Origin of the sequence: Pseudomonas sp. A-R-19 (assembly GCF_019956575.1) — a bacterium.
In the GTDB taxonomy this organism is placed as follows: Bacteria; Pseudomonadota; Gammaproteobacteria; order Pseudomonadales; family Pseudomonadaceae; genus Aquipseudomonas.
The window spans coordinates 1-18538 of sequence record NZ_JAHBDR010000110.1 but is presented as its reverse complement, the minus strand read 5'-3'; the positions used below and the strand labels follow the sequence as shown (position 1 = coordinate 18538).

Below are 18538 nucleotides of genomic sequence, written 5' to 3'. Positions count from 1 at the left end.
CGAAGACGGCTTCCACGAATAGGCCTAATACATAGATGCAACGGGGCAGCGGTTTTTCAAAAGCGGGTAGACAGTGGGGGCGAGTCCATACATAGGAGCTGGCTTGCCAGCGATGGTCGTTAACGATGACGCGTGTGGACTGGATAAACGCGGCGCCCTTGAGTCCATCGCCAGCAAGCCGGCTCCTACAGTTTGGCGCTCACATCATTTCGACCATGACGCGGTCCCTTGTAGGAGCTGGCTTGCCAGCGATGGCGGTGTGTCAGGCAATGGAGATGTTGGCTGTGCCGGCCTCTTCGCGAGCAAGCCCGCTCCCACAGGTTTATTGGACGTTCCCGGGATTTGTGCCTGGCCGCAATCCACTTTGTAGGAGCTGGCTTGCCAGCGATGGTCGTTAACGATGACGCGTGTGGACTGGATAAACGCGGCGCCCTTGAGTCCATCGCCAGCAAGCCGGCTCCTACAGTTTGGCGCTCACATCATTTCGACCATGACGCGGTCCCTTGTAGGAGCTGGCTTGCCAGCGATGGCGGTGGGCCCCCATCTAGAGAATCGATTCACCTGAATTATTCCGCAAATATAGATAGCTGACTAATTACAAGCTCAACTATGATGAGCTAACTCTCCAGCAGCAGATATCACCATGACTGACCCATTGACCCTTGGTTTTGCCCTGCATGACAGCGCCCGGCTGATGCGCAAGCGGTTCGAGCAACGCGCGCGGCATGTCGGCCTCACTCGTTCGCAGTGGCAAGTGCTGGCCATGTTGTCGACCAACGAGGGCATCCATCAAAAAGGCCTCGCGGATCTGCTGGAACTGGAATCGATCACCCTCGTACGCCTGCTGGACAAGATGGCCGAACGCGGATTGGTCGAGCGCCGTAGTCATCCCACGGATCGACGCCTGTCCCTGCTGTTTCTGACGGAGCAGGCCCATCCGCTGCTGGAACTGATGCGTGACATGGGCCGCACGACCCGCCAGGAAGCCACGCGCGGATTCTCGGCCGAGGAGGAACAACTGCTGCTGCAGATGATGAAGCGCATGAGGTCCAACCTGATCGAAGCCTGCAGTCTCCCCATCGAAGAACAGGAGCATCATCATGATTGAGAGACGGCAACTCGTGCGTACCACGCTCTTTGCCTTGCTACCCATCGCGCTGGTAGTCGGCGGCTATTTGTATGTCACCGGCGGGCAGATCATTTCCACCGACAATGCCTACGTACAGGCCGATCGTGTCGGCGTCTCCACCGATGTCTCGGGCCTGGTCGCCTCGGTCGATGTCAAAGACAACCAGCGGGTGGTCAAGGGCCAGGTCCTGTTCACCCTGAAGACGGAGCCCTTTGAGATCGCGCTGGCCAGTGCCAGGGCGCAACTGAGCAACGTGCGTAACCAGATCCTCAACCTGCAGGCCAATTACAAGCAGGCGCAGGCCGAAATCGATCAGGCACAGATCGACCTCGCGTACTACCAGGCCAGCTTCCAGCGCCAGCAAACCCTGCTCAGCGTCTCGGCAGTGTCCAGAACCAATTACGACGATGCCAAGCACGCGCTGGACAGTACCCGGCAAAAAATCACCGTGGCCAGGGCCACCGCCCAAATGGTGCTGGCGCAATTGGGCGGGAACATCGACACCCCCGTCGAACAACAGTCCACGTATCTGATCGCCCAGGCTGCCGTCGACGAAGCGCAACGCAACCTCAACAACTCGGTGGTCAGGGCTTCGTTCGACGGTATCGTGACCAACGTTGATTCACTGCAGGTCGGCTCCTACCTGCAACCGCCACAATCGGGCATCAGCCTGGTGTCGGCCGATCACCTGTGGGTCGCCGCCTCCCCCAAGGAAACCGAACTGACCCACATGAAGCCCGGTCAGTCCGTCGAGATCAGTGTCGATAGCTATCCCGGCGTGCAGTGGCACGGCACCGTCGACAGCATCAGCCCGGCGTCGGGTGCAAGCTTCTCGTTGCTGCCCGCGCAAAACACCACGGGCAATTGGGTCAAGGTCGTGCAACGGATTCCGGTGCGCATCAGCATCGATGATGCCGGGGAAAAACCGCCCCTGCGCACCGGCATGAGTGTGCAGGCAGAAATCGATACCGGCTCGGCGCGGGGCCTGCCGCATCTGTTCTCGGGGCTGCTGGCGAGCAAGGCCGCCCCCCATGAGTAGCGATGCACCGAGCGAAGCGGTGGCCCATCGCGGGATGATCACCGCTTGCGTCGTGCTGGCGGTGATCATGCAAGCGCTCGACACCACCATCGCCAACGTCGCCCTGCCCTACATGCAAGGCAGCATCTCGGCCAGTTCGGACCAGATCAACTGGGTGCTGACCTCCTACATCGTCGCTGCGGCAATCATGACGCCGCCGTCGGCCTTCCTGGCCCGGCGCTTCGGGCGCAAACGCGTGCTGCTGTGGGCGATAGTCGGCTTCGTGGTCTCGTCGATCCTTTGCGGCCTGGCGCAGTCGCTGGAAGAAATCATCCTCGCCCGCCTGCTGCAGGGCCTGGCGGGCGCGGCGCTGGTGCCGCTGTCCCAGGGCATTCTGCTGGACATCTACAGCCTCAAGGAACGCGGTTCGGCCATGGCGCTGTTCGGCGTGTCGGTGATGCTCGGCCCGGTGCTGGGGCCGATGCTCGGTGGCTGGCTGACCGATAATTTCAGCTGGCGCTGGGTGTTCTTCATCAATTTGCCCATCGGTTTACTGGCACTGGCCGGGATCGTCTATTACGTCAGCGAAACCCCCACCGACACCTCGACCCGCCTGGACTGGCTCGGCTTCGGTTCGCTGAGCGTGGCGATCATGGCCCTGCAACTATTCCTCGACCGGGGTGAGCAGCTGGGCTGGTTCGCTTCCGGGGAAATCCTCGTCGAAGCGATAGTGGCCGCTGTCGCCCTGTATGTGTTTGTGGTCCACACCTTCACCACCGACACGCCCTTTATCAGCCCGAAGCTGTTCAAGGACCGTAACTTTTCCATCAGCGTCGTATTTATTTTTATCGTCGGCATCACCTACCTGGCCTCACTGGCGCTGATGACCCCTTACCTGCAAACCCTGATGGGCTATCCGGTGCTGACCGCCGGCATGGTCATGGGCCCGCGAGGCCTGGGCACGATGCTGACCATGTTCCTCGCCGGTCGACTGTTGGGCAAAGTCGATACCCGCCTGTTATTGCTGACGGGCCTGGGCTTGTCGGCGCTGTCGATGGGGCTGATGACCGGCTGGACACCTGACGTGTCGATGCAAACCGTCATCTGGGTCGGCTTCATCCAGGGCACCAGCCTGGGCATGCTGTTTGTGCCACTGACCACGGTGGCCTTCGCGACCCTGCCCGCTGCCTTGCGCGCCGAAGGCACCGGGCTTTACAGCCTGTCGCGAAATGTCGGTTCCAGCGTCGGTATCTCCATCGTCACCGTGCTGCTGACCCAGAACATCCAGGCCAACCACGAGCAGATCGGGGCCTACGTCACGCCCTTCAACCGCGCCTTCGACGCTGGTGCGATCAAGAATTACCTGGACCCGATGGCCGCCTCCGGCCGCGCCGCCCTGGACGCAATGGTCAACGTGCAAGCCAGCTGGGTCGCCTACGTGGACGACTTCAAGTTGCTGATGCTGTTGTCGCTGGCGGTGATGCCGTTGTTGCTGATTTTCAAGACTCCAAAAGCCCAGGCACATGAAGAGCCGGCAGCGGTCATGGAGTAATCCCGGATCAACACGTAACGCGCGCGACGACTAAGCTTTTGTAACGCCACTTCGTCCCTCAGGAAGATATCCATGAGCGCCGCCGCCCTGTCCGAACTCGATGCCGCCCTGCCCGGCCTGACCCGCAAGATCCGCGTGCTCGATGCCCTGTCCTGGCCCGATGGAGTCGAGGAAGACTTCCTGGAAAAATGGCGCGGCGGGCGGGCGCAGTTACCCAAGGTCGAGTTGCTGCCCCGCGACCACAGCGCCGACATCGCCGCCCTGGAAACCTTTATCAGCCGTTGCGATATGGGCCATCCGGCGGGGAATTTCCTCGCCATGACCGCCCGTAGCTATGCCACCGCCGGGCACATGCTGGGGGCCATTGGCACGCCTGCCTTTACACACTATTCGTCCGCGCTGTACCGGCGCCCGGACTTCTACTACACGCGCTTGCAACTGAGCATGCTCGACGCCGCCCGTTTCTTCCTCAAGACCACCGACGCCCTGCTCGGCGGTGCGCGCATTCCACCGAGCCCGGCCGAGATTCCGGCCAAGGCGTTCGCCGCCTGGATTCAGCCGGAACTGGACCGTTTCTTCGGCGTCGGCCAGATCACCGTCGTGCTCGATCCGAACCTGGCCGCCAAGGCCATCGCCGGATCGAGCCGCATCCGGCTGCGGGCCAGCGCCCTGTTCTCGGAGCTGGACAAGAACCAACTGCTGCAACACGAAGCCTTCGTGCATGTCGCTACCGCACAAAACGGCGCGCGGCAACCGAACCTCACAAGCCTAGGCCTGGGAGCACCCCGCACCACCCAGACCCAGGAGGGCATTGCCACCCTGGCCGAACTGTTCACCGGCAGCATGGACATCAACCGCCTGCGGCGCCTGGCCCTGCGCGTACTGGCCGTCCAGCAGGCGCTGGAGGGTGCCGACTTTATCCAGGTGTTCGAAGGTTTCCTGGCGGCCGGGCAGTCGCAAGAAGAGTCCTTCCGCTCAACCCAACGGGTGTTTCGCGGCGCCGACCTGCGGGGTGGTTCGGCGTTTACCAAGGACGCTGCCTACCTGACCGGGTTGCTCGGCGTCCATACCCTGCTGCGCATTGCAATCCGCGATAACCGACCGGAACTGGTGGGGCATCTGTTTGCCGGGCGCCTCAGCCTGGGGGACACCGTGCGCCTGGCGCCGCTGTTCGAGTCCGGCTGGCTCAAGGGGCCAACCTACCTTCCGGCCTGGGCCTCCGATCTGCGCCTGCTGGCGGCCAATCTGGCCTTCTCGGCGTTCATCGCCCAGATCAAACTGGATGTGCTGGACCTGGAGGTGTTCATGGCATTTGCCGAAGAACACGAAAGCGATGCCAGCGCCCAGTGATCGGCGTGACGCTATTTTCAAGGCAACCTTGATTGTTCAAATGAACTGCTACCATTAGGAAGCTGTAACGAAGCTGAGCTTTGTGGCTTGCATAGTCAGCTCTGACCATCCGTGTATTGACTCACTCATTTCAAGCCTGCCTGACCACATAGGGGGTGCAATGCGCATTCCATTTCTTTACGCGTTGTCAGCCGTACTGTTTCTGAGTGGATCTGCCTGCCTGGCACTGGCGGCGGATGCACCCGTCGCCGCACCGGCACCCGCTGCCGATACAGCGCCCGCCACCGCGCCTGCCAAAGATCCGGTGTTTACCCAGGAACAGCTGGATCAAATGCTGGCGCCCATTGCGCTTTACCCGGACCCGCTGTTTGCACAGGTACTGATGGCCACCACCTACCCCGGGGAAGTCGGCGAGGCGGTCAATTGGTCCAAAGCTCACCCGGACGCCAAGGGTGACGATGCGGTCAAACAGGTGGCGAACCAGCCTTGGGATCCGAGCGTGCAGGCTCTGGTGGCCTTCCCCCAGGCTCTGGCACTGCTGGGGCAGGACCCCGTCTGGGTCCAACGCCTGGGTGATGCCTTCCTGGCGCAGCCCGACGATGTCATGGAAAGCGCGCAGCGCTTGCGGCGCCAGGCACAGGCAGCCGGCAATCTGCAGAGCAACCAGTATCAGAACGTGACGATCCAGAATGTCGCGGCGCCCGCGCCGGCACCCGCCCCCGCGGCCACAACCCAGGCACCGGCTCCAGCCCCTGAACCGGCTCCGGCACCTGCCAGCAACTCCACCATCATCATCCAGCCTGCCGATCCGCAGGTGGTGTACGTACCCACCTATAACCCGACGACCACCTACGGCACCTGGCCCTACCCGGCATCGCCGCCCGCGTACTATCCACCGCCACCGGCCTATTACCCTGGTCAGGCGCTGATGGCCGGGCTCGCGTTTGGCGCCGGCGTGGCGATCGTTGGATCGTTGTGGGGTGAATGTGACTGGGGCAATAACGACGTCGACATCGACGTCAATCGCTACAACAACATCAACGCCAACAACCGGATCAGCAACAACAAATGGCAGCACAACCCGGTGCACCGCAACGGCGTGCCCTATCGAGACAACGCGAGCCGCGCACAGTACGGCCGCCAACTCAACGGCGCCAATCAGCGTCAAGCCTATCGCGGGGACAACGCCCAGCGCGCCCAGGCACGGGAAAACGCCCGCAGTTCGATGGACCGGCACGGGATCGAACGACCTGCCACCAGCAACCTCGAAGCCCGCGATCAAACGCGCAAACTCCAGTCCGGAACGGCGGGCGGTAATCGGATGCAGGCCGGTGCAGACAGACCCAAGGCGGCTGACAGGGGCCAGGGTACGGCCAGAAACACCCGGGAAAACCAGCAACCCCGTAGACAAGCTTCTGAAGGCAATCTGCAGTCCCGCAACCAGGGCGCTCAGCTGAATCAGCGCAGGGAGGGCCAGGCGCAGACACGTCAAACGGCGAACAAACGACCGGCCGCCAGTGCCGGCAGTGCCCGCAACAATGCCTTCGCCGGCGCACGTTCACCGTCCCAGGCCAATCTCCAGGCCAATCGTGGCCGGGCCAGCCAGGCATCCGCCCAACGCCCCAGTGCCTCGCGATCGGCCGGTCACCAGATCAGCCGGCCGTCCAATCCACCAGCGCGTCAAAGGGGGGGCCGCCGTTGAACAACCATCCTCGAGTGAACGGACTGACGGGCTTGCTCCCACATGTCCTTGCGATAGCTGCCGGCCTGTTGTGGTCGTGCATGGCGACGGCGCAGCAGGCCTTCCCAACGCCAGAAAAAGCCGCAGAAGCCTTCGTCGAAGCACTGGGCACGGAACACTCCGACCAGGCCCGCCTGACCGAGCTGCTGGGCAGCGACTGGCACAGCTACATTCCCCGTGAAGGTGTGCAGCGCGAAGACGTGGATGCGTTTTTGCAGCAATACCGCGAGCAACATCACATTGAAAACCCCAGCGAACGCAAGGCAATCCTGGCGGTCGGCAGCAACAACTGGACACTACCGATCCCAATGACAAAAGACGCCAGCGGTTGGCGCTTCGACATGAAGGCCGGCAGTGCCGAGATCCGTGCCCGTCAAATCGGCCGCAATGAACTGGCCGCCGTGCAATCGGTGCTGGCCTATCACGACGCCCAGATGGACTACGCGTCAGTCGATCGCGACGGTGACGGCGCACTCGAGTATGCGCAGAAAATCGTCAGCAGCCCCGGCAAGCACGACGGACTCTACTGGGCGGAAGACGACAGCGACCAGATCAGCCCGTTGGGGCCTTCATTCGGCAAAGCCATTGCCGACGAAGAATGGCATGGCTACCGCTTCCGCATCCTGCATGGCCAGGGCCCTTCGGCACCAGGTGGCGCCTACAGCTACCTCATCGGTGACAAGATGAGCCGGGGCTTTGCGTTGATCGCCTGGCCGGCGAAATACAACGACACCGGGGTGATGAGTTTCATGATCAGCCATGAAGGCCAGGTGTTCGAGAAAGACCTGGGACCCGGTGGTGAAAAACTGGCGATAGCGATGAAGCGCTTTGATCCGGATGACAGCTGGAAAGAGGTGCCTGAAGATCAAGCGCAGCAGGAGTGACCGGACGTCATCGCCCTGCTGCCGACGCTCGCAATCGCCAGGGCGATCTTATCTAGATCAACAGGACGAACCGGTCTTCGTTCCCCGTGCTTTCATTGCAGGAGGGTTGTTGCAGTTGGAATCCGCAGCGATCAAGGACCTTTCTTGAGCCCAGGTTTTCCTTGTAGGCAAAGGCAACCAGTTGCGTAAGCCCCCAGCGCGTCCTGGCTTGCTCTATCAGATGCCTCAACGCCAGTGTGGCCAGCCCCTGTCCGCACGCGTGCTGATCAATCCGATAGCCGACTTGCGCTGACCCCGTCGACGGGTCGATGCTTTTCAGATTGGCTCGACCGACGATTCTCTGGCTGGAATCCTCGATGACAAACGGGTGCCAGGCGCCGACGGCAAATCCGGACAAATAGCTTTCGATATGATCGGCGACACCCTGCAACGAGTAAAAACCAGGCTCGCGCGCATCGATATGGGATTCGAACCATTCACGGTTCTGGATTTCGAAAGCGAGCAATGCTTGAGCGTCAGTCATTTTCAGCTCACGTACGCTAAATGATTCCATTCATCACCTCTCCTGAGGCTTGTGTCGAATTGTCTCGAGTCTATCTCATGCAATTTGGCCGGGACGAGCCTTCCCTTTCTCTAGACCGAGTGGCTTGCGCAATACATATGGAAAATCGTATATTCGGATAACCATATGTATCGAGCCACGCCAATGCTCAATCCTGCCGCCGTATTCAAATGTCTGTCCGACGAAACCCGCGCCCGGGCCACCCTGCTCATCACTCGGGAAGGCGAGTTGTGCGTGTGTGAGCTGGTCTGCGCCCTGGACGACAGTCAGCCGAAGATTTCCCGCCATCTTGCCCAGCTTCGCGGCTGCGGCCTGCTTCTCGACCGCCGCCAGGGGCAGTGGGTGTATTACCGGCTCAACCCCGATCTACCCGCGTGGGTTCGCGACGTTCTCGAGACAACCTTGCTGGCGAACGCCGACTGGCTTGCGCAAAACAGCACTCGCCTTGCCGTGATGGGCGACCGTCCGCTCAACACCTCCCCCTGCTGCTGACCCTTCAACCGTCGAGACTGCGCATGCTTACTGCATTTTCCATTTTCCTGCTCACCATGGTGCTGGTCATCTGGCAACCCAAGGGTCTGGGCGTCGGCTGGAGCGCCTCCCTGGGCGCCGTCCTCGCCCTGCTGGCAGGCGTCGTGACGCTGCACGATATTCCGCTGGTGTGGGCCATTGTCTGGAACGCCACGGCGACGTTCATCTCGCTGATCATCATCAGCCTGTTGCTCGACGAGGCCGGGTTCTTCCAGTGGGCCGCCTTGCATGTGGCGCGCTGGGCCAAGGGTGACGGGCGCCGTCTGTTCGTCTTCACGATACTGCTGGGGGCCGGCGTATCCGCATTGTTTGCCAATGACGGCGCCGCCCTGATCCTGACCCCCATCGTTGTTTCAATACTGCTCGCCCTGCGTTTTTCGCCAGCCTCTACCCTGGCGTTCGTCATGGCGGCCGGCTTTATCGCCGACACGGCGAGCCTGCCCCTGGTGGTGTCCAACCTCGTCAACATCGTTTCGGCGGACTACTTCGACCTGGGCTTCAGCGAATACGCCGCCATCATGGTGCCGGTCAACTTCGTGGCCGTGGCGACCACGCTCGTGGTGCTGTACCGGTTTTTCCGCCGGGACATTCCCAGGCACTACTCCCTCGATGACGTGATGGATCCGCGACGCGCCGTGCGTGATCCCCTGACCTTCCGTGTCGGCTGGATCGTCCTGGCCCTGTTGTTGATCGGGCTGTTTGCCCTGGAGCCCCTGGGCATTCCCGTCAGCGCCATCGCAGCGGTCTGTGCCGCGCTGCTGTTCGCCGTGGCGGCGCGCGGGCATGTGATCTCGACGCGACGGGTGCTGCGTGAAGCGCCCTGGCAGGTGGTGATCTTTTCGCTGGGCATGTACCTGGTGGTGTACGGGCTGAAAAATGCCGGGCTGACTACCTACATGACCATGGCACTGAACCGCATGGCCGAGTTCGGCATCTGGGGCGCTGCGTTGGGCACTGGCCTGCTCACGGCCTTGCTGTCATCGGGCATGAACAACATGCCCACGGTGTTGGTGGGAGCGCTGTCGATTCAAGCCAGTGATGCCACCGGTGTAGTACGTGAAGCCATGATCTACGCCAATGTCATCGGTTCCGACCTGGGCCCCAAGATCACCCCCATCGGCAGCCTGGCCACCCTGCTCTGGCTGCATGTGCTGGAGCGCAAGGGCATCCGCATTACCTGGGGTTACTACTGCAAGGTCGGCGTGGTGCTGACCCTGCCGATTCTGCTCATCACCTTGTCCGCCCTGGCCATGCGCCTGAGCGTCTAGCCCTGTGCGTCCGCCAAGAGGAGTCATCATGCGCGTTCTGTTTATGTGTACCGCCAATAGCTGCCGCAGCATCCTGTCCGAAGCCATGTTCAACCATCTCGCCCCCGAAGGTTTTCAGGCAATCAGTGCCGGCAGCTTCCCCAAGGGACAAGTGCTGCCCCGCAGCCTGAGCACCTTGCAGGAAGCCGGCATTGCCATCGACGGCTTGAGCAGCAAAGGCAACGAGGCGTTCGAAGCCAACCCGCCGGACATCGTCATCACGGTCTGCGACAAGGCCGCCGGCGAGGCGTGCCCGGTGTACTTCGGGCCGGCACTCAAAGCCCATTGGGGCCTGGAAGACCCATCGGACATCAAGGGCGATGAAGCAACGGTAGCGGCGGCGTTCCACTCAACCCTGGCGCGCATCGAAACGCGCTGCCGGGCATTGCTCGACCTGCCTTTTACACAACTTGACCGCGATGCGCTGAAGCACGAACTCGACCGCATCGGCACGCTTTGACCGGAGCCCCCATGACCCACCCCCTGCCCAATCTCGACACATCACTGACCCAGCCCATCGCCAACGGGCGCGACGACCAGCACAAACCGCGCATCCTGTTGTTATACGGTTCGACTCGTGCGCGGTCGTTCAGTCGCCTGCTGGTCGAGGAAGCAGCCCGGTTGCTCGAACACTTCGGCGCCGAGACGCGGATCTTCAATCCATCCGGCCTGCCGCTACCGGACGACGCGCCCTCCGACCACCCGAAAGTCCAGGAACTGCTCGAACTGATGCAGTGGTCTGAAGGACAGGTCTGGTGCTCGCCAGAGCGCCACGGCTCCATGTCGGCGGTGTTCAAGGCGCAAATCGACTGGGTGCCGTTGGCGTTGGGCGCCGTTCGCCCAACCCAGGGAAAAACCCTCGCGGTCATGCAAGTCTGCGGCGGTTCCCAGTCCTTCAATGTGGTGAATCAACTTCGTGTGTTGGGGCGCTGGATGCGCATGTTCACCATCCCCAATCAATCCTCCGTGCCAAAGGCTTTTCTGGAGTTCGACGAGGCCAATCGCATGAAGCCCTCGTCGCTGTACGACCGGGTGGTAGACGTCATGGAGGAACTGGTGAAATTTACCCTGCTGCTGCGGGATCGCCCCGACCTGGTTGACCGCTACTCGGAACGAAAAGAGTCCGCAGAGGAACTGACTCAGCGTGTGAATCAGCGGTCGATCTGAATATTGCTTCATGGAATCCATCGAATTCTGGGCGTGTCGGGCTTAACATGGACGTCGGTTCAACAGGAGGGCTGCAATGGATCTGAAGTTCAGTCACGTCGATGTACTGGTCAATAATCTCGAAGAAGCCTGTGCTTACTACGCACAGATACTCAATGCCAGGATCTCCAAAACGCTCGTCTGGGAACGAGGTGGTCTGCACGTGCGCTACGCGATTGCGCTGATCGGTCAAGAGCGTTTCATGTTGGTACAGCCATTGGCGGGGAACCTGAGGGAGCTATTAGACTCCTCGGGAGAAGGGATGATTTATCGCCACTGCTATTCGACGCCGGATATCGAGAAGGCCTACGACGAACTGATGGTCGCCGGTGTTCAGCCAGAAGACGAAAACGGAAAGCCATTGGCCCGCGCGAACCTGCAATCCCCGTCCGGGACACGCATTATCTGGTTGCCCAAGCGCTTCGGGCACTTCTCTATCGAAATCCTGGAAGACAAGGCGCTAGAGGCATTTGTAGAAGCTGCATTTTCCTGAGTGATGCGGCGATGAACGTCTGTTTTGAGTCGACTGGAACGAAGCGCATGATCCCGCCTCGTACCCCAGCATTGTCCGCGGACAATTGACAAAAAACAGGGATTGGGGGGAAGTGTTCCAGCCGCTTTGGCGACGCCGCATTGCTGGCACAGCTTTTTTTGGGGGCTTTCACTGGCTTGGAGGAACCCTCATTGTCGACTCGGACGCGGTCCCTTGTAGGAGCTGGCTTGCCAGCGATGGTCGTTAACGATAACGCGTATAACCTGGATAAACGCGGCGCACTTGAGTCCATCGCCGGCAAGCCGGCTCCTACAGTTTCCCGGAAATGCGTGAAGAACTTTTTTAGGCCCCAAACTTTAAGAGTCCTTCTCAATACAACGCATTTTTTTCAGCAGATTGGATCCGTAATACCCCGTTGAAAGCACCTACACTGACACGTTATCTCGCCTACTTCGGAATTCGCCGATTAAGGAGCCATGCGTGCACAGAGAACGGGGAAAGCTCTCGCTGGTAATGGAATGGGCGGTCGTTGTTGAGGACGACCCGGCAATTCGCAAGTTGATCGTCGATATCCTGAACGAGATCGGTCTCCTTACCCTGGACTTCGACACTGCCGATGACGCCTTGACCTACCTGCGGTGCATGCCGGACGGTTGCCTGCTGGTGATCACGGATCAAGCCTTGCGAGGTCAACTCCAAGGAGCGGAATTCATAAGGATGGTGAAGGAGAAATGGCCCGCTACCGCTTCGATTCTCACCTCCGGTTCCGTGCTGGAGGCCTCAATAGTGCCCTACTCAACGACGTACCTGGCTAAGCCCTGGTCTAAAGATGATCTGGTGAGGGCTGTAGCAAACCTGCTACAGCCTGATCGCCCCTTCGGAAAATAGTCGTGACGGTTTGCGAACCGTGAGTTTGCCTGGCGCTGCGTTTTACATCCTGGCGTGAGGGCCACCCCAGGTAGATTGTTTTGAGAGCTGTCGCTTGGCAGTCTTCAAAATGATGTCGCAACACCATCATTCCTCGCTAACACCCAACGTAGACACGTATTCGTTCACAAAATCCCTCATTGCAAGCGCGATAAGTAGCCAGCTATTTGTTGACGAAAGTCTGAAGTATTCATTTGAACTTTCGGATTCTTTCACCGCTCGGCCTATGCCTAACATCGGCTCCACAGCGAACCAGCCATTTGATCGGCGGGTGCCGTCGAAGTGCTTTTGCAGTAGGCCCTGGGATTTTTGAGGATCACCGATGAAGCTGGAAATTTTTCGCACGCTGTGGGGTTACACCGCCAGCAAGGCTCAGGCACTCGAAGAGTTGCTGCAAGCGGGCTTTGACGGCATGGAAGCACGCCTGCCACTGGACGCCCGTGAACGGGCCGAGTTTGCTGCCTTTCTGAAGGCCAACCGCGTGGGCTATATCAGCACTGTCTTCACCGCGTACGACGTGCTGCCGGAACAGTCGGCAACGCCTGCCGTGCACCTCGTTGACCTCGACCACAAGCTCGCCTTGGCCGCTGATCTCTCCCCGCGTTTCGTCAATGTGCTGGCGGGCAACGACCGTTGGTCCTTGCCGCAACAAGTGGAGTTTTTTGGCCAGGCGCTGGATCTGGCGCGCAAGCACGGCCAGGTCTGCAGTTTCGAAACTCACCGCTCGCGTTCGCTGTTCAACCCCTGGGTGACCCTGGAGCTGATCCGGCAACTGCCTGATCTGTTGTTCACCAGTGACATCAGTCATTGGGTCGTGACTTGCGAGCGTCTGTTGAACGACCCGGCCGATGACCTCAGTGCTTTCGTCGAGCGGGTCCACCACATCCAGGCCCGGGTCGGTTACGACCAGGGGCCGCAGGTTCCGCACCCTGCCGCGCCCGAATATGCCAGGGAACTGGCCTTCCATCAGCAGCACTGGGAAAGCATCTGGCGCTCGCAGCAGGCCCGCGGTTACCAGGTCAGCACCCTGACCCCGGAATTCGGTGCCGACGGCTACCTGCATCACCTGCCCTTCACCAATGTCCCGGTCGCCGACCTGTGGTCGTTGAACATGTGGATGGGCCAGACCGAACGCGAACATTTCGAGCGATTCCACCACTCAAGCCATCCTTAGGGAGCCGATGCGTCATGCCTGACAATAAAAACAACAGCGCCAGTACTGACACACAAAAAGCCAACTTCAACAGCATTCCGGTGGTCAACATCGCCGGCCTGTTCAGCTTTGAACTGGAACACCGCCTGGCCGTGGCCGAACAATTGGGGCGCGCCGCCAGCGACGTCGGGTTCCTCTACATCACCGATCACGGCATCGACCCGCAACTGATCGCCAACCTGCGCAAGGCGGCCAAGGACTTCTTCGACCAGCCCCTGGACGAGAAGATGCGCCACTACATCGGCACCTCGCAAACCCACAAGGGCTTTGTACCCGAAGGCGAAGAGGTCTATTCCAAGGGCAAGCCGGACCACAAGGAAGCCTTCGACGTCGGCTTCGAAGTCCCGGCCGATGACCCGCTGGTGCTGGCCAACACGCCATTGCTGGGGCCCAACGACTGGCCGCAGCTGGCAGGTTTCAAGGCATCGGTACAGGCCTACTACGAAGCGATCTTCGCCCTGGGCCGGCGCCTGTTCGGCGGCTTCGCCCTGACCCTGGGCCTGGAAGAAAACTACTTTGACAGCCTGGTCACCCGGCCGCCGTCCAAATTGCGCCTGATCCACTACCCGTTCGACGGTGCGGCCCATGACGCACCGGGACTTGGCGCCCATACTGATTACGAGTGCTTCACCATCCTCCTGGCCGACAAACCGGGCCTTGAGGTGATGAACAATCTCGGCCAATGGATCGATGCACCACCGATTGCCGATGCCTTTGTGGTCAACATCGGCGACATGCTGGAAGTGATGACCGCAGGCGCATTCGTGGCCACGGCGCACCGGGTGCGCAGCGTGAAGGAGGAGCGATATTCCTTTCCGCTGTTTTATGCCTGCGACTATCACACCCAGATCAAACCGCTGCCCGGCTTCGCCCAGGCAGGCAACGACTACGAAGAAATCACGATCGGCGAACACATGTATGGCCAGGCGCTGCAGACCTATCAGTATCTGCGCCAGAGGGTGGCCAACGGGGACGTTCAACTGCCAGGCAAGGCACGTAAGCCCGCCAGTTTCGGACATTTGAAAAATCAGGCGCAACCGTCCTGATTGAAGTTTTCAGTTAAACCCCTACCTACGCCGGAGTCAGTAAAATGAAAAACAATAAGAAAAACCTTTTGAGCCTGGCTGTATTGGCAGCCGGCATGTTCGGCGCCTCGATGAGCATGGCCGCCGGTGACACGTTCAAGGTCGGCATGGAAATCACCTACCCGCCTTTCGAGTCCTATGACAAGGACAAGAATGTGGTGGGTTCCGACCCCGAGCTGGCAACGGTGCTGGCCAAACACATGAACGCCAAGGTGGAGTTCGTCGACACCAAGTTCCCGAGCCTGATCCTGGGCCTGAACTCCGGCAAGTACGATGCGATCATTTCCGGCATGTACATCACGCCGGAGCGCCAGACCCAGGCCCAGACCATCGCCTATGCCAACACCGGCGCCGCGGTCATGGTGCCCAAGGGCAGCGAGATCAACGCGAAGAAACCTGAAGACCTGTGCGGCCTGAAGCTGGGCCTGGAACAGGGCACCACCTGGGTCAAGGAATTCAGGAAGCTGTCCGACGAATACTGCGTGCCGAACAACAAAGGCGCGATCACCGTCAGCGAGTACCCTTCGGCCCCCGAAGTGACCCAGGCCCTGCTGTCCAAGAACATCCAGGCCCAGGTCGAAATCGCCGGCGCCGCCAAAATGATCGCGGAAAAGACCAACGGCCGGGTCGTGATCACCACCGAGCATCCGATCTATCAGCAGACCCTGGGCATCTTCGTCAAGAAAGGCAACGACGAAACCTACCAGGCCGTGCAAAAGGCCTTCGAGGAGACGAAAAAGAGCGGAGAATATGCCGCAATCCTCAAGAAATATGGCCTGGAAGAGCCGACCGCCAACTAAGAACCTGTCCTTGTAGTCTGGTTATCTGCCGCTCCTGCACGGGGGCGGCAGATCGAGGTGCCCCATGCAATTCGATTGGTCGTATTTCTTCTCCCTGTTCTCCCTGCCGGACTTCTGGAATGCCTGCGTCACGGTGATCCAGCTCAGCGCCCTGGCCTGGTTCATCGGCATGCTGCTGGGGTTTGTCCTGGCCTCGGCCAAACTGTCCCAGTCGCCCTTGCTGCGCATTCCCGCGGCGGTCTACATCTGGTTCTTCCGCAGCATCCCGTTGCTGGTGCTGGTGGTGTTCGTCTACAACCTGCCGCAATTGTTTCCCGGCAGCGGACCGATTCTGTCCAACCCTTTCTACTCAGGCCTGCTGGCCCTGGTGGTCACTGAAGCGGCGTACATGGCGGAGATCCATCGTGGCGGCCTGATTTCCGTGGCCAAGGGCCAAAAGGAAGCCGGACGCGCGCTGGGTGTCGGCCTGTTCGGCATGCAGCGCCTGATCGTGATTCCCCAGGCTTTCCGCATTTCCCTGCCCACGCTGATCAATGAATACATCACCGTGGTCAAGCTGACCTCGCTGGTCTCGGTCATCTCCCTGACCGAGATCCTCACGGTCGGCCAACGCCTCTACGCCACCAACTTCCTGGTCATGGAAACCCTGGCGGCGGTTGGCGTCTACTACGTGCTGATCGTCACCGTATTCGGCTATTTCCTGCAGCGCCTGGAGCGCTACCTGGACCTGAACTTCCGCAAGCCACACACCCTCGACGACGCCACCATCGCCAGGTTCAAGGCCAGCGCCGAAGCCTTGCCCGACATTGCTCGCAAAGCCACAGGCAACAACACCACGCCGATCCTGCAACTGAACAACATCCAGAAGAGCTATGGCACGCACAAGGTGTTGCTGGGCATCGACCTGAATGTCGATTACGGCCAGGTGGTCTCGATCATCGGGCCATCCGGCTCCGGCAAGACTTCGCTGATCCGCACGGTCAACGGCCTGGAAAGCATCGATACCGGCGACATCCAGTTGTTCGGCGAAACGTTCATCGAAGCTTCGGACAAACCCAACAGCGCCCGCCTGCGCAAAGGCGTGCGGCACATCGGCATGGTGTTCCAGAACTTCAACCTGTTCCCGCACCGCACCATTCTCGACAACGTCACCCTGGCGCCGCGTTACCACGGCCAACCGGGCGAGCTGAGTGAACATCGTGCCTATGCGCTGCTGGACAAGGTCGGCCTGCTGGCCCATGCCCACAAGTACCCGCACCAGCTCTCCGGCGGGCAGCAACAACGGGTGGCGATCGCCCGGGCCCTGGCGATGGAACCGCAGATCATGCTGTTCGACGAGCCGACCTCGGCCCTCGACCCGGAACTGGTCAACGACGTGCTCAACGTAATCCGCGACCTGGCGAAGGAAGGCATGACCATGCTGATCGTGACCCACGAAATGGACTTTGCCATGTCGATCTCCGATCGGGTGATTTTCATGGAGAACGGCAATATTCAACTCGATGCCGCTCCTGAAACCATCCGCTGCGATGCCGAGGGAGAACGCGTGCGGCGCTTCATGGGTATCGAAGCCCGATCGCCAAACCTGTCCGTAGAGGTGGATCACGCATGACCAAGCAACGACTTTCCTTGGGCTACTTTCTGCCACTTTCAAAAGCCATGAAGTCTCTTTGTGGGAGCGGGCTTGCTCACGAACACGGTGTGTCAGTAGACAGGTGTATAGCCTGGCACGCCGCCTTCGCGAGCAAGCCCGCTCCCACAGGGGCTAGCGGTGGTCCCTGCCCTCAGGTTGTGTTTACCGGCACAGTCGTCATCGATCTCGATCCGCAGTTTGATCCAGGTGCAAACCTATTTCAGGACTAGACAAGGAACACACGCATGAATCTTGGAATTGCAGGACGTTGGGCGCTGGTGTGCGCCGCCAGCAAAGGCCTGGGCAAAGCCTGCGCACAGGCACTCGTCAGCGAAGGTGTGAACGTGGTGATCACCGCACGGGGCGAGGACACGCTGAATGAAACGGCCCGTCAGCTCAGGGCGATAAACCCTGAAGTGACGGTGATCGCCGTGGCCGGAGACATTTCCACGCCCGAAGGTCGGGCGGCAGCGCTCACGGCCCATGAGCATTTCGATATCCTGATCAACAACGCCGGCGGCCCTCCCCCCGGGGATTTCCGCGAATGGAATCGCGACGCCTGGCTCAAGGCGCTGGATGCCAACATGCTGACCCCCATCGAGCTGATCAAGGCCACGGTAGACGGCATGGCAGCACGCGGTTTTGGCCGGATCATCAACATCACCTCGAGTGCCGTGAAGTCCCCGATCGAAAGCCTGGGCCTGTCCAATGGCGCGCGCAGTGGCCTGACGGGGTTCATCGCAGGGATTGCGAGGCAAGACAACATCGCCAGTCGCAACGTGACGATCAACAACCTGCAACCGGGCTCGTTCGACACCGATCGACTGCGCGGCAACCTGGTCGCTGCCGCCGAAGAGTTGGGGCAAGACAGTGAGGCATTCCTCGACGAATGCCGTCGCGAAATTCCGGCCAGGCGTTTCGGCTCACCCGAGGAATTCGGTGCGCTGTGTGCCTTCGTGTGCAGCAGCCATGCGAGCTACCTGACCGGGCAGAACCTGTTGATCGATGGCGGGGCCATTCGCTCCAGCCAGTAATCACCCGCGCACCATGGGCGCGGATGGCACAGTTTTTTTCGTCATCCGCCCCTGCTTCTCCCCTCTCCAAACC

The 18538-nt window shown here is 60.5% G+C and carries 18 protein-coding genes; 17 read left to right on the top strand and 1 reads right to left on the bottom strand.

Translation table 11 applies throughout. The features are described from left to right. Positions 1-643 precede the first annotated feature (643 nt). From KGA88_RS29255 to KGA88_RS29230, 6 genes are all read left to right on the top strand, one after another. Positions 644-1108 carry a MarR family winged helix-turn-helix transcriptional regulator gene (locus KGA88_RS29255; RefSeq protein ID WP_223596111.1) on the top strand — a complete coding sequence of 155 codons (465 nt, stop codon included), beginning with the start codon at positions 644-646 and terminating at the stop codon, positions 1106-1108. Next, complete coding sequence (locus tag KGA88_RS29250) at positions 1101-2168, top strand: HlyD family secretion protein (RefSeq protein WP_223596110.1); 1068 nt, start codon at positions 1101-1103, stop codon at positions 2166-2168. Before KGA88_RS29255 ends, KGA88_RS29250 begins: the two co-directional genes overlap by 8 nt. After that, a complete protein-coding gene (locus KGA88_RS29245) occupies positions 2161-3699 on the top strand; it encodes a DHA2 family efflux MFS transporter permease subunit (protein WP_223596109.1) in 1539 nt (512 codons plus the stop codon). Before KGA88_RS29250 ends, KGA88_RS29245 begins: the two co-directional genes overlap by 8 nt. Before the next feature lie 72 nt (positions 3700-3771). Beyond that, a complete protein-coding gene (locus tag KGA88_RS29240; protein WP_223596108.1) occupies positions 3772-5049 on the top strand; it encodes a flavohemoglobin expression-modulating QEGLA motif protein in 1278 nt (425 codons plus the stop codon). A gap of 160 nt (positions 5050-5209) precedes the next feature. Beyond that, positions 5210-6751, top strand: a complete 1542-nt coding sequence (locus tag KGA88_RS29235; protein ID WP_223596107.1) for a DUF3300 domain-containing protein — start codon at positions 5210-5212, stop codon at positions 6749-6751. 80 nt (positions 6752-6831) lie between these two features. Then, complete coding sequence (locus tag KGA88_RS29230) at positions 6832-7674, top strand: DUF2950 domain-containing protein (protein WP_223596112.1); 843 nt, start codon at positions 6832-6834, stop codon at positions 7672-7674. Between the two features lie 52 nt (positions 7675-7726). Here the strand turns inward: KGA88_RS29230 and KGA88_RS29225 are convergent, their stop codons facing one another. After that, positions 7727-8227, bottom strand: a complete 501-nt coding sequence (locus KGA88_RS29225) for a GNAT family N-acetyltransferase (protein ID WP_223596105.1) — start codon at positions 8225-8227, stop codon at positions 7727-7729. Positions 8228-8380: 153 nt separating this feature from the next. Between KGA88_RS29225 and KGA88_RS29220 the strand changes: the two genes are divergently transcribed. The 11 genes from KGA88_RS29220 to KGA88_RS29170 all read left to right on the top strand — a co-directional run bounded on the left by KGA88_RS29220 (position 8381) and on the right by KGA88_RS29170 (position 18465). Beyond that, the gene (locus tag KGA88_RS29220) at positions 8381-8728 is read left to right on the top strand and encodes a metalloregulator ArsR/SmtB family transcription factor (RefSeq protein ID WP_223596104.1); all 348 of its coding nucleotides are present in this window, start codon (positions 8381-8383) and stop codon (positions 8726-8728) included. A 23-nt stretch (positions 8729-8751) separates the two neighbouring features. Continuing rightward, a complete protein-coding gene (locus KGA88_RS29215) occupies positions 8752-10035 on the top strand; it encodes an arsenic transporter (protein ID WP_223596102.1) in 1284 nt (427 codons plus the stop codon). A gap of 28 nt (positions 10036-10063) precedes the next feature. Beyond that, on the top strand, positions 10064-10534 hold the full coding sequence (locus tag KGA88_RS29210; RefSeq protein WP_223596100.1) for an arsenate reductase ArsC: 471 nt from the start codon (positions 10064-10066) through the stop codon (positions 10532-10534). 11 nt (positions 10535-10545) lie between these two features. Continuing rightward, positions 10546-11241 carry an arsenical resistance protein ArsH gene (gene arsH, locus KGA88_RS29205; protein WP_223596098.1) on the top strand — a complete coding sequence of 232 codons (696 nt, stop codon included), beginning with the start codon at positions 10546-10548 and terminating at the stop codon, positions 11239-11241. Positions 11242-11317: 76 nt separating this feature from the next. Next, a complete protein-coding gene (locus KGA88_RS29200) occupies positions 11318-11773 on the top strand; it encodes a VOC family protein (RefSeq protein ID WP_223596096.1) in 456 nt (151 codons plus the stop codon). 480 nt (positions 11774-12253) lie between these two features. Then, positions 12254-12661: a response regulator gene (locus tag KGA88_RS29195; RefSeq protein ID WP_223596095.1), complete on the top strand. Its 408-nt coding sequence runs from the start codon at positions 12254-12256 to the stop codon at positions 12659-12661. 361 nt (positions 12662-13022) lie between these two features. Further along, entirely contained in the window at positions 13023-13874 is an 852-nt protein-coding gene (locus KGA88_RS29190) for a sugar phosphate isomerase/epimerase family protein (protein WP_223596094.1), read from the top strand. Between the two features lie 14 nt (positions 13875-13888). Continuing rightward, entirely contained in the window at positions 13889-14959 is a 1071-nt protein-coding gene (locus KGA88_RS29185; RefSeq protein ID WP_110658422.1) for an isopenicillin N synthase family dioxygenase, read from the top strand. A 44-nt stretch (positions 14960-15003) separates the two neighbouring features. Further along, positions 15004-15798 (top strand): ABC transporter substrate-binding protein, encoded by a 795-nt coding sequence (locus KGA88_RS29180; RefSeq protein WP_110658421.1) that lies wholly within the window; start codon positions 15004-15006, stop codon positions 15796-15798. A gap of 64 nt (positions 15799-15862) precedes the next feature. Beyond that, on the top strand, positions 15863-17410 hold the full coding sequence (locus KGA88_RS29175) for an amino acid ABC transporter permease/ATP-binding protein (protein ID WP_223596091.1): 1548 nt from the start codon (positions 15863-15865) through the stop codon (positions 17408-17410). Positions 17411-17676: 266 nt separating this feature from the next. After that, positions 17677-18465 (top strand): SDR family oxidoreductase, encoded by a 789-nt coding sequence (locus tag KGA88_RS29170; protein ID WP_223596089.1) that lies wholly within the window; start codon positions 17677-17679, stop codon positions 18463-18465. Positions 18466-18538: the final 73 nt, after the last annotated feature.

What these genes read in the sequence shown, in the direction of transcription:
- KGA88_RS29175 (WP_223596091.1), top strand. Translation starts at nt 15,863, where the DNA reads ATGCAATTCGATTGGTCGTATTTCTTCTCCCTGTTCTCCCTGCCGGAC.
- KGA88_RS29250 (WP_223596110.1), top strand. Translation starts at nt 1,101, where the DNA reads ATGATTGAGAGACGGCAACTCGTGCGTACCACGCTCTTTGCCTTGCTA.
- KGA88_RS29225 (WP_223596105.1), bottom strand. Translation starts at nt 8,227, where the DNA reads ATGGAATCATTTAGCGTACGTGAGCTGAAAATGACTGACGCTCAAGCA.
- KGA88_RS29245 (WP_223596109.1), top strand. Translation starts at nt 2,161, where the DNA reads ATGAGTAGCGATGCACCGAGCGAAGCGGTGGCCCATCGCGGGATGATC.
- KGA88_RS29235 (WP_223596107.1), top strand. Translation starts at nt 5,210, where the DNA reads ATGCGCATTCCATTTCTTTACGCGTTGTCAGCCGTACTGTTTCTGAGT.
- KGA88_RS29220 (WP_223596104.1), top strand. Translation starts at nt 8,381, where the DNA reads ATGCTCAATCCTGCCGCCGTATTCAAATGTCTGTCCGACGAAACCCGC.
- KGA88_RS29190 (WP_223596094.1), top strand. Translation starts at nt 13,023, where the DNA reads ATGAAGCTGGAAATTTTTCGCACGCTGTGGGGTTACACCGCCAGCAAG.
- KGA88_RS29210 (WP_223596100.1), top strand. Translation starts at nt 10,064, where the DNA reads ATGCGCGTTCTGTTTATGTGTACCGCCAATAGCTGCCGCAGCATCCTG.
- KGA88_RS29255 (WP_223596111.1), top strand. Translation starts at nt 644, where the DNA reads ATGACTGACCCATTGACCCTTGGTTTTGCCCTGCATGACAGCGCCCGG.
- KGA88_RS29185 (WP_110658422.1), top strand. Translation starts at nt 13,889, where the DNA reads ATGCCTGACAATAAAAACAACAGCGCCAGTACTGACACACAAAAAGCC.
- KGA88_RS29240 (WP_223596108.1), top strand. Translation starts at nt 3,772, where the DNA reads ATGAGCGCCGCCGCCCTGTCCGAACTCGATGCCGCCCTGCCCGGCCTG.
- KGA88_RS29180 (WP_110658421.1), top strand. Translation starts at nt 15,004, where the DNA reads ATGAAAAACAATAAGAAAAACCTTTTGAGCCTGGCTGTATTGGCAGCC.
- KGA88_RS29170 (WP_223596089.1), top strand. Translation starts at nt 17,677, where the DNA reads ATGAATCTTGGAATTGCAGGACGTTGGGCGCTGGTGTGCGCCGCCAGC.
- KGA88_RS29200 (WP_223596096.1), top strand. Translation starts at nt 11,318, where the DNA reads ATGGATCTGAAGTTCAGTCACGTCGATGTACTGGTCAATAATCTCGAA.
- KGA88_RS29215 (WP_223596102.1), top strand. Translation starts at nt 8,752, where the DNA reads ATGCTTACTGCATTTTCCATTTTCCTGCTCACCATGGTGCTGGTCATC.
- KGA88_RS29230 (WP_223596112.1), top strand. Translation starts at nt 6,832, where the DNA reads ATGGCGACGGCGCAGCAGGCCTTCCCAACGCCAGAAAAAGCCGCAGAA.
- arsH (WP_223596098.1), top strand. Translation starts at nt 10,546, where the DNA reads ATGACCCACCCCCTGCCCAATCTCGACACATCACTGACCCAGCCCATC.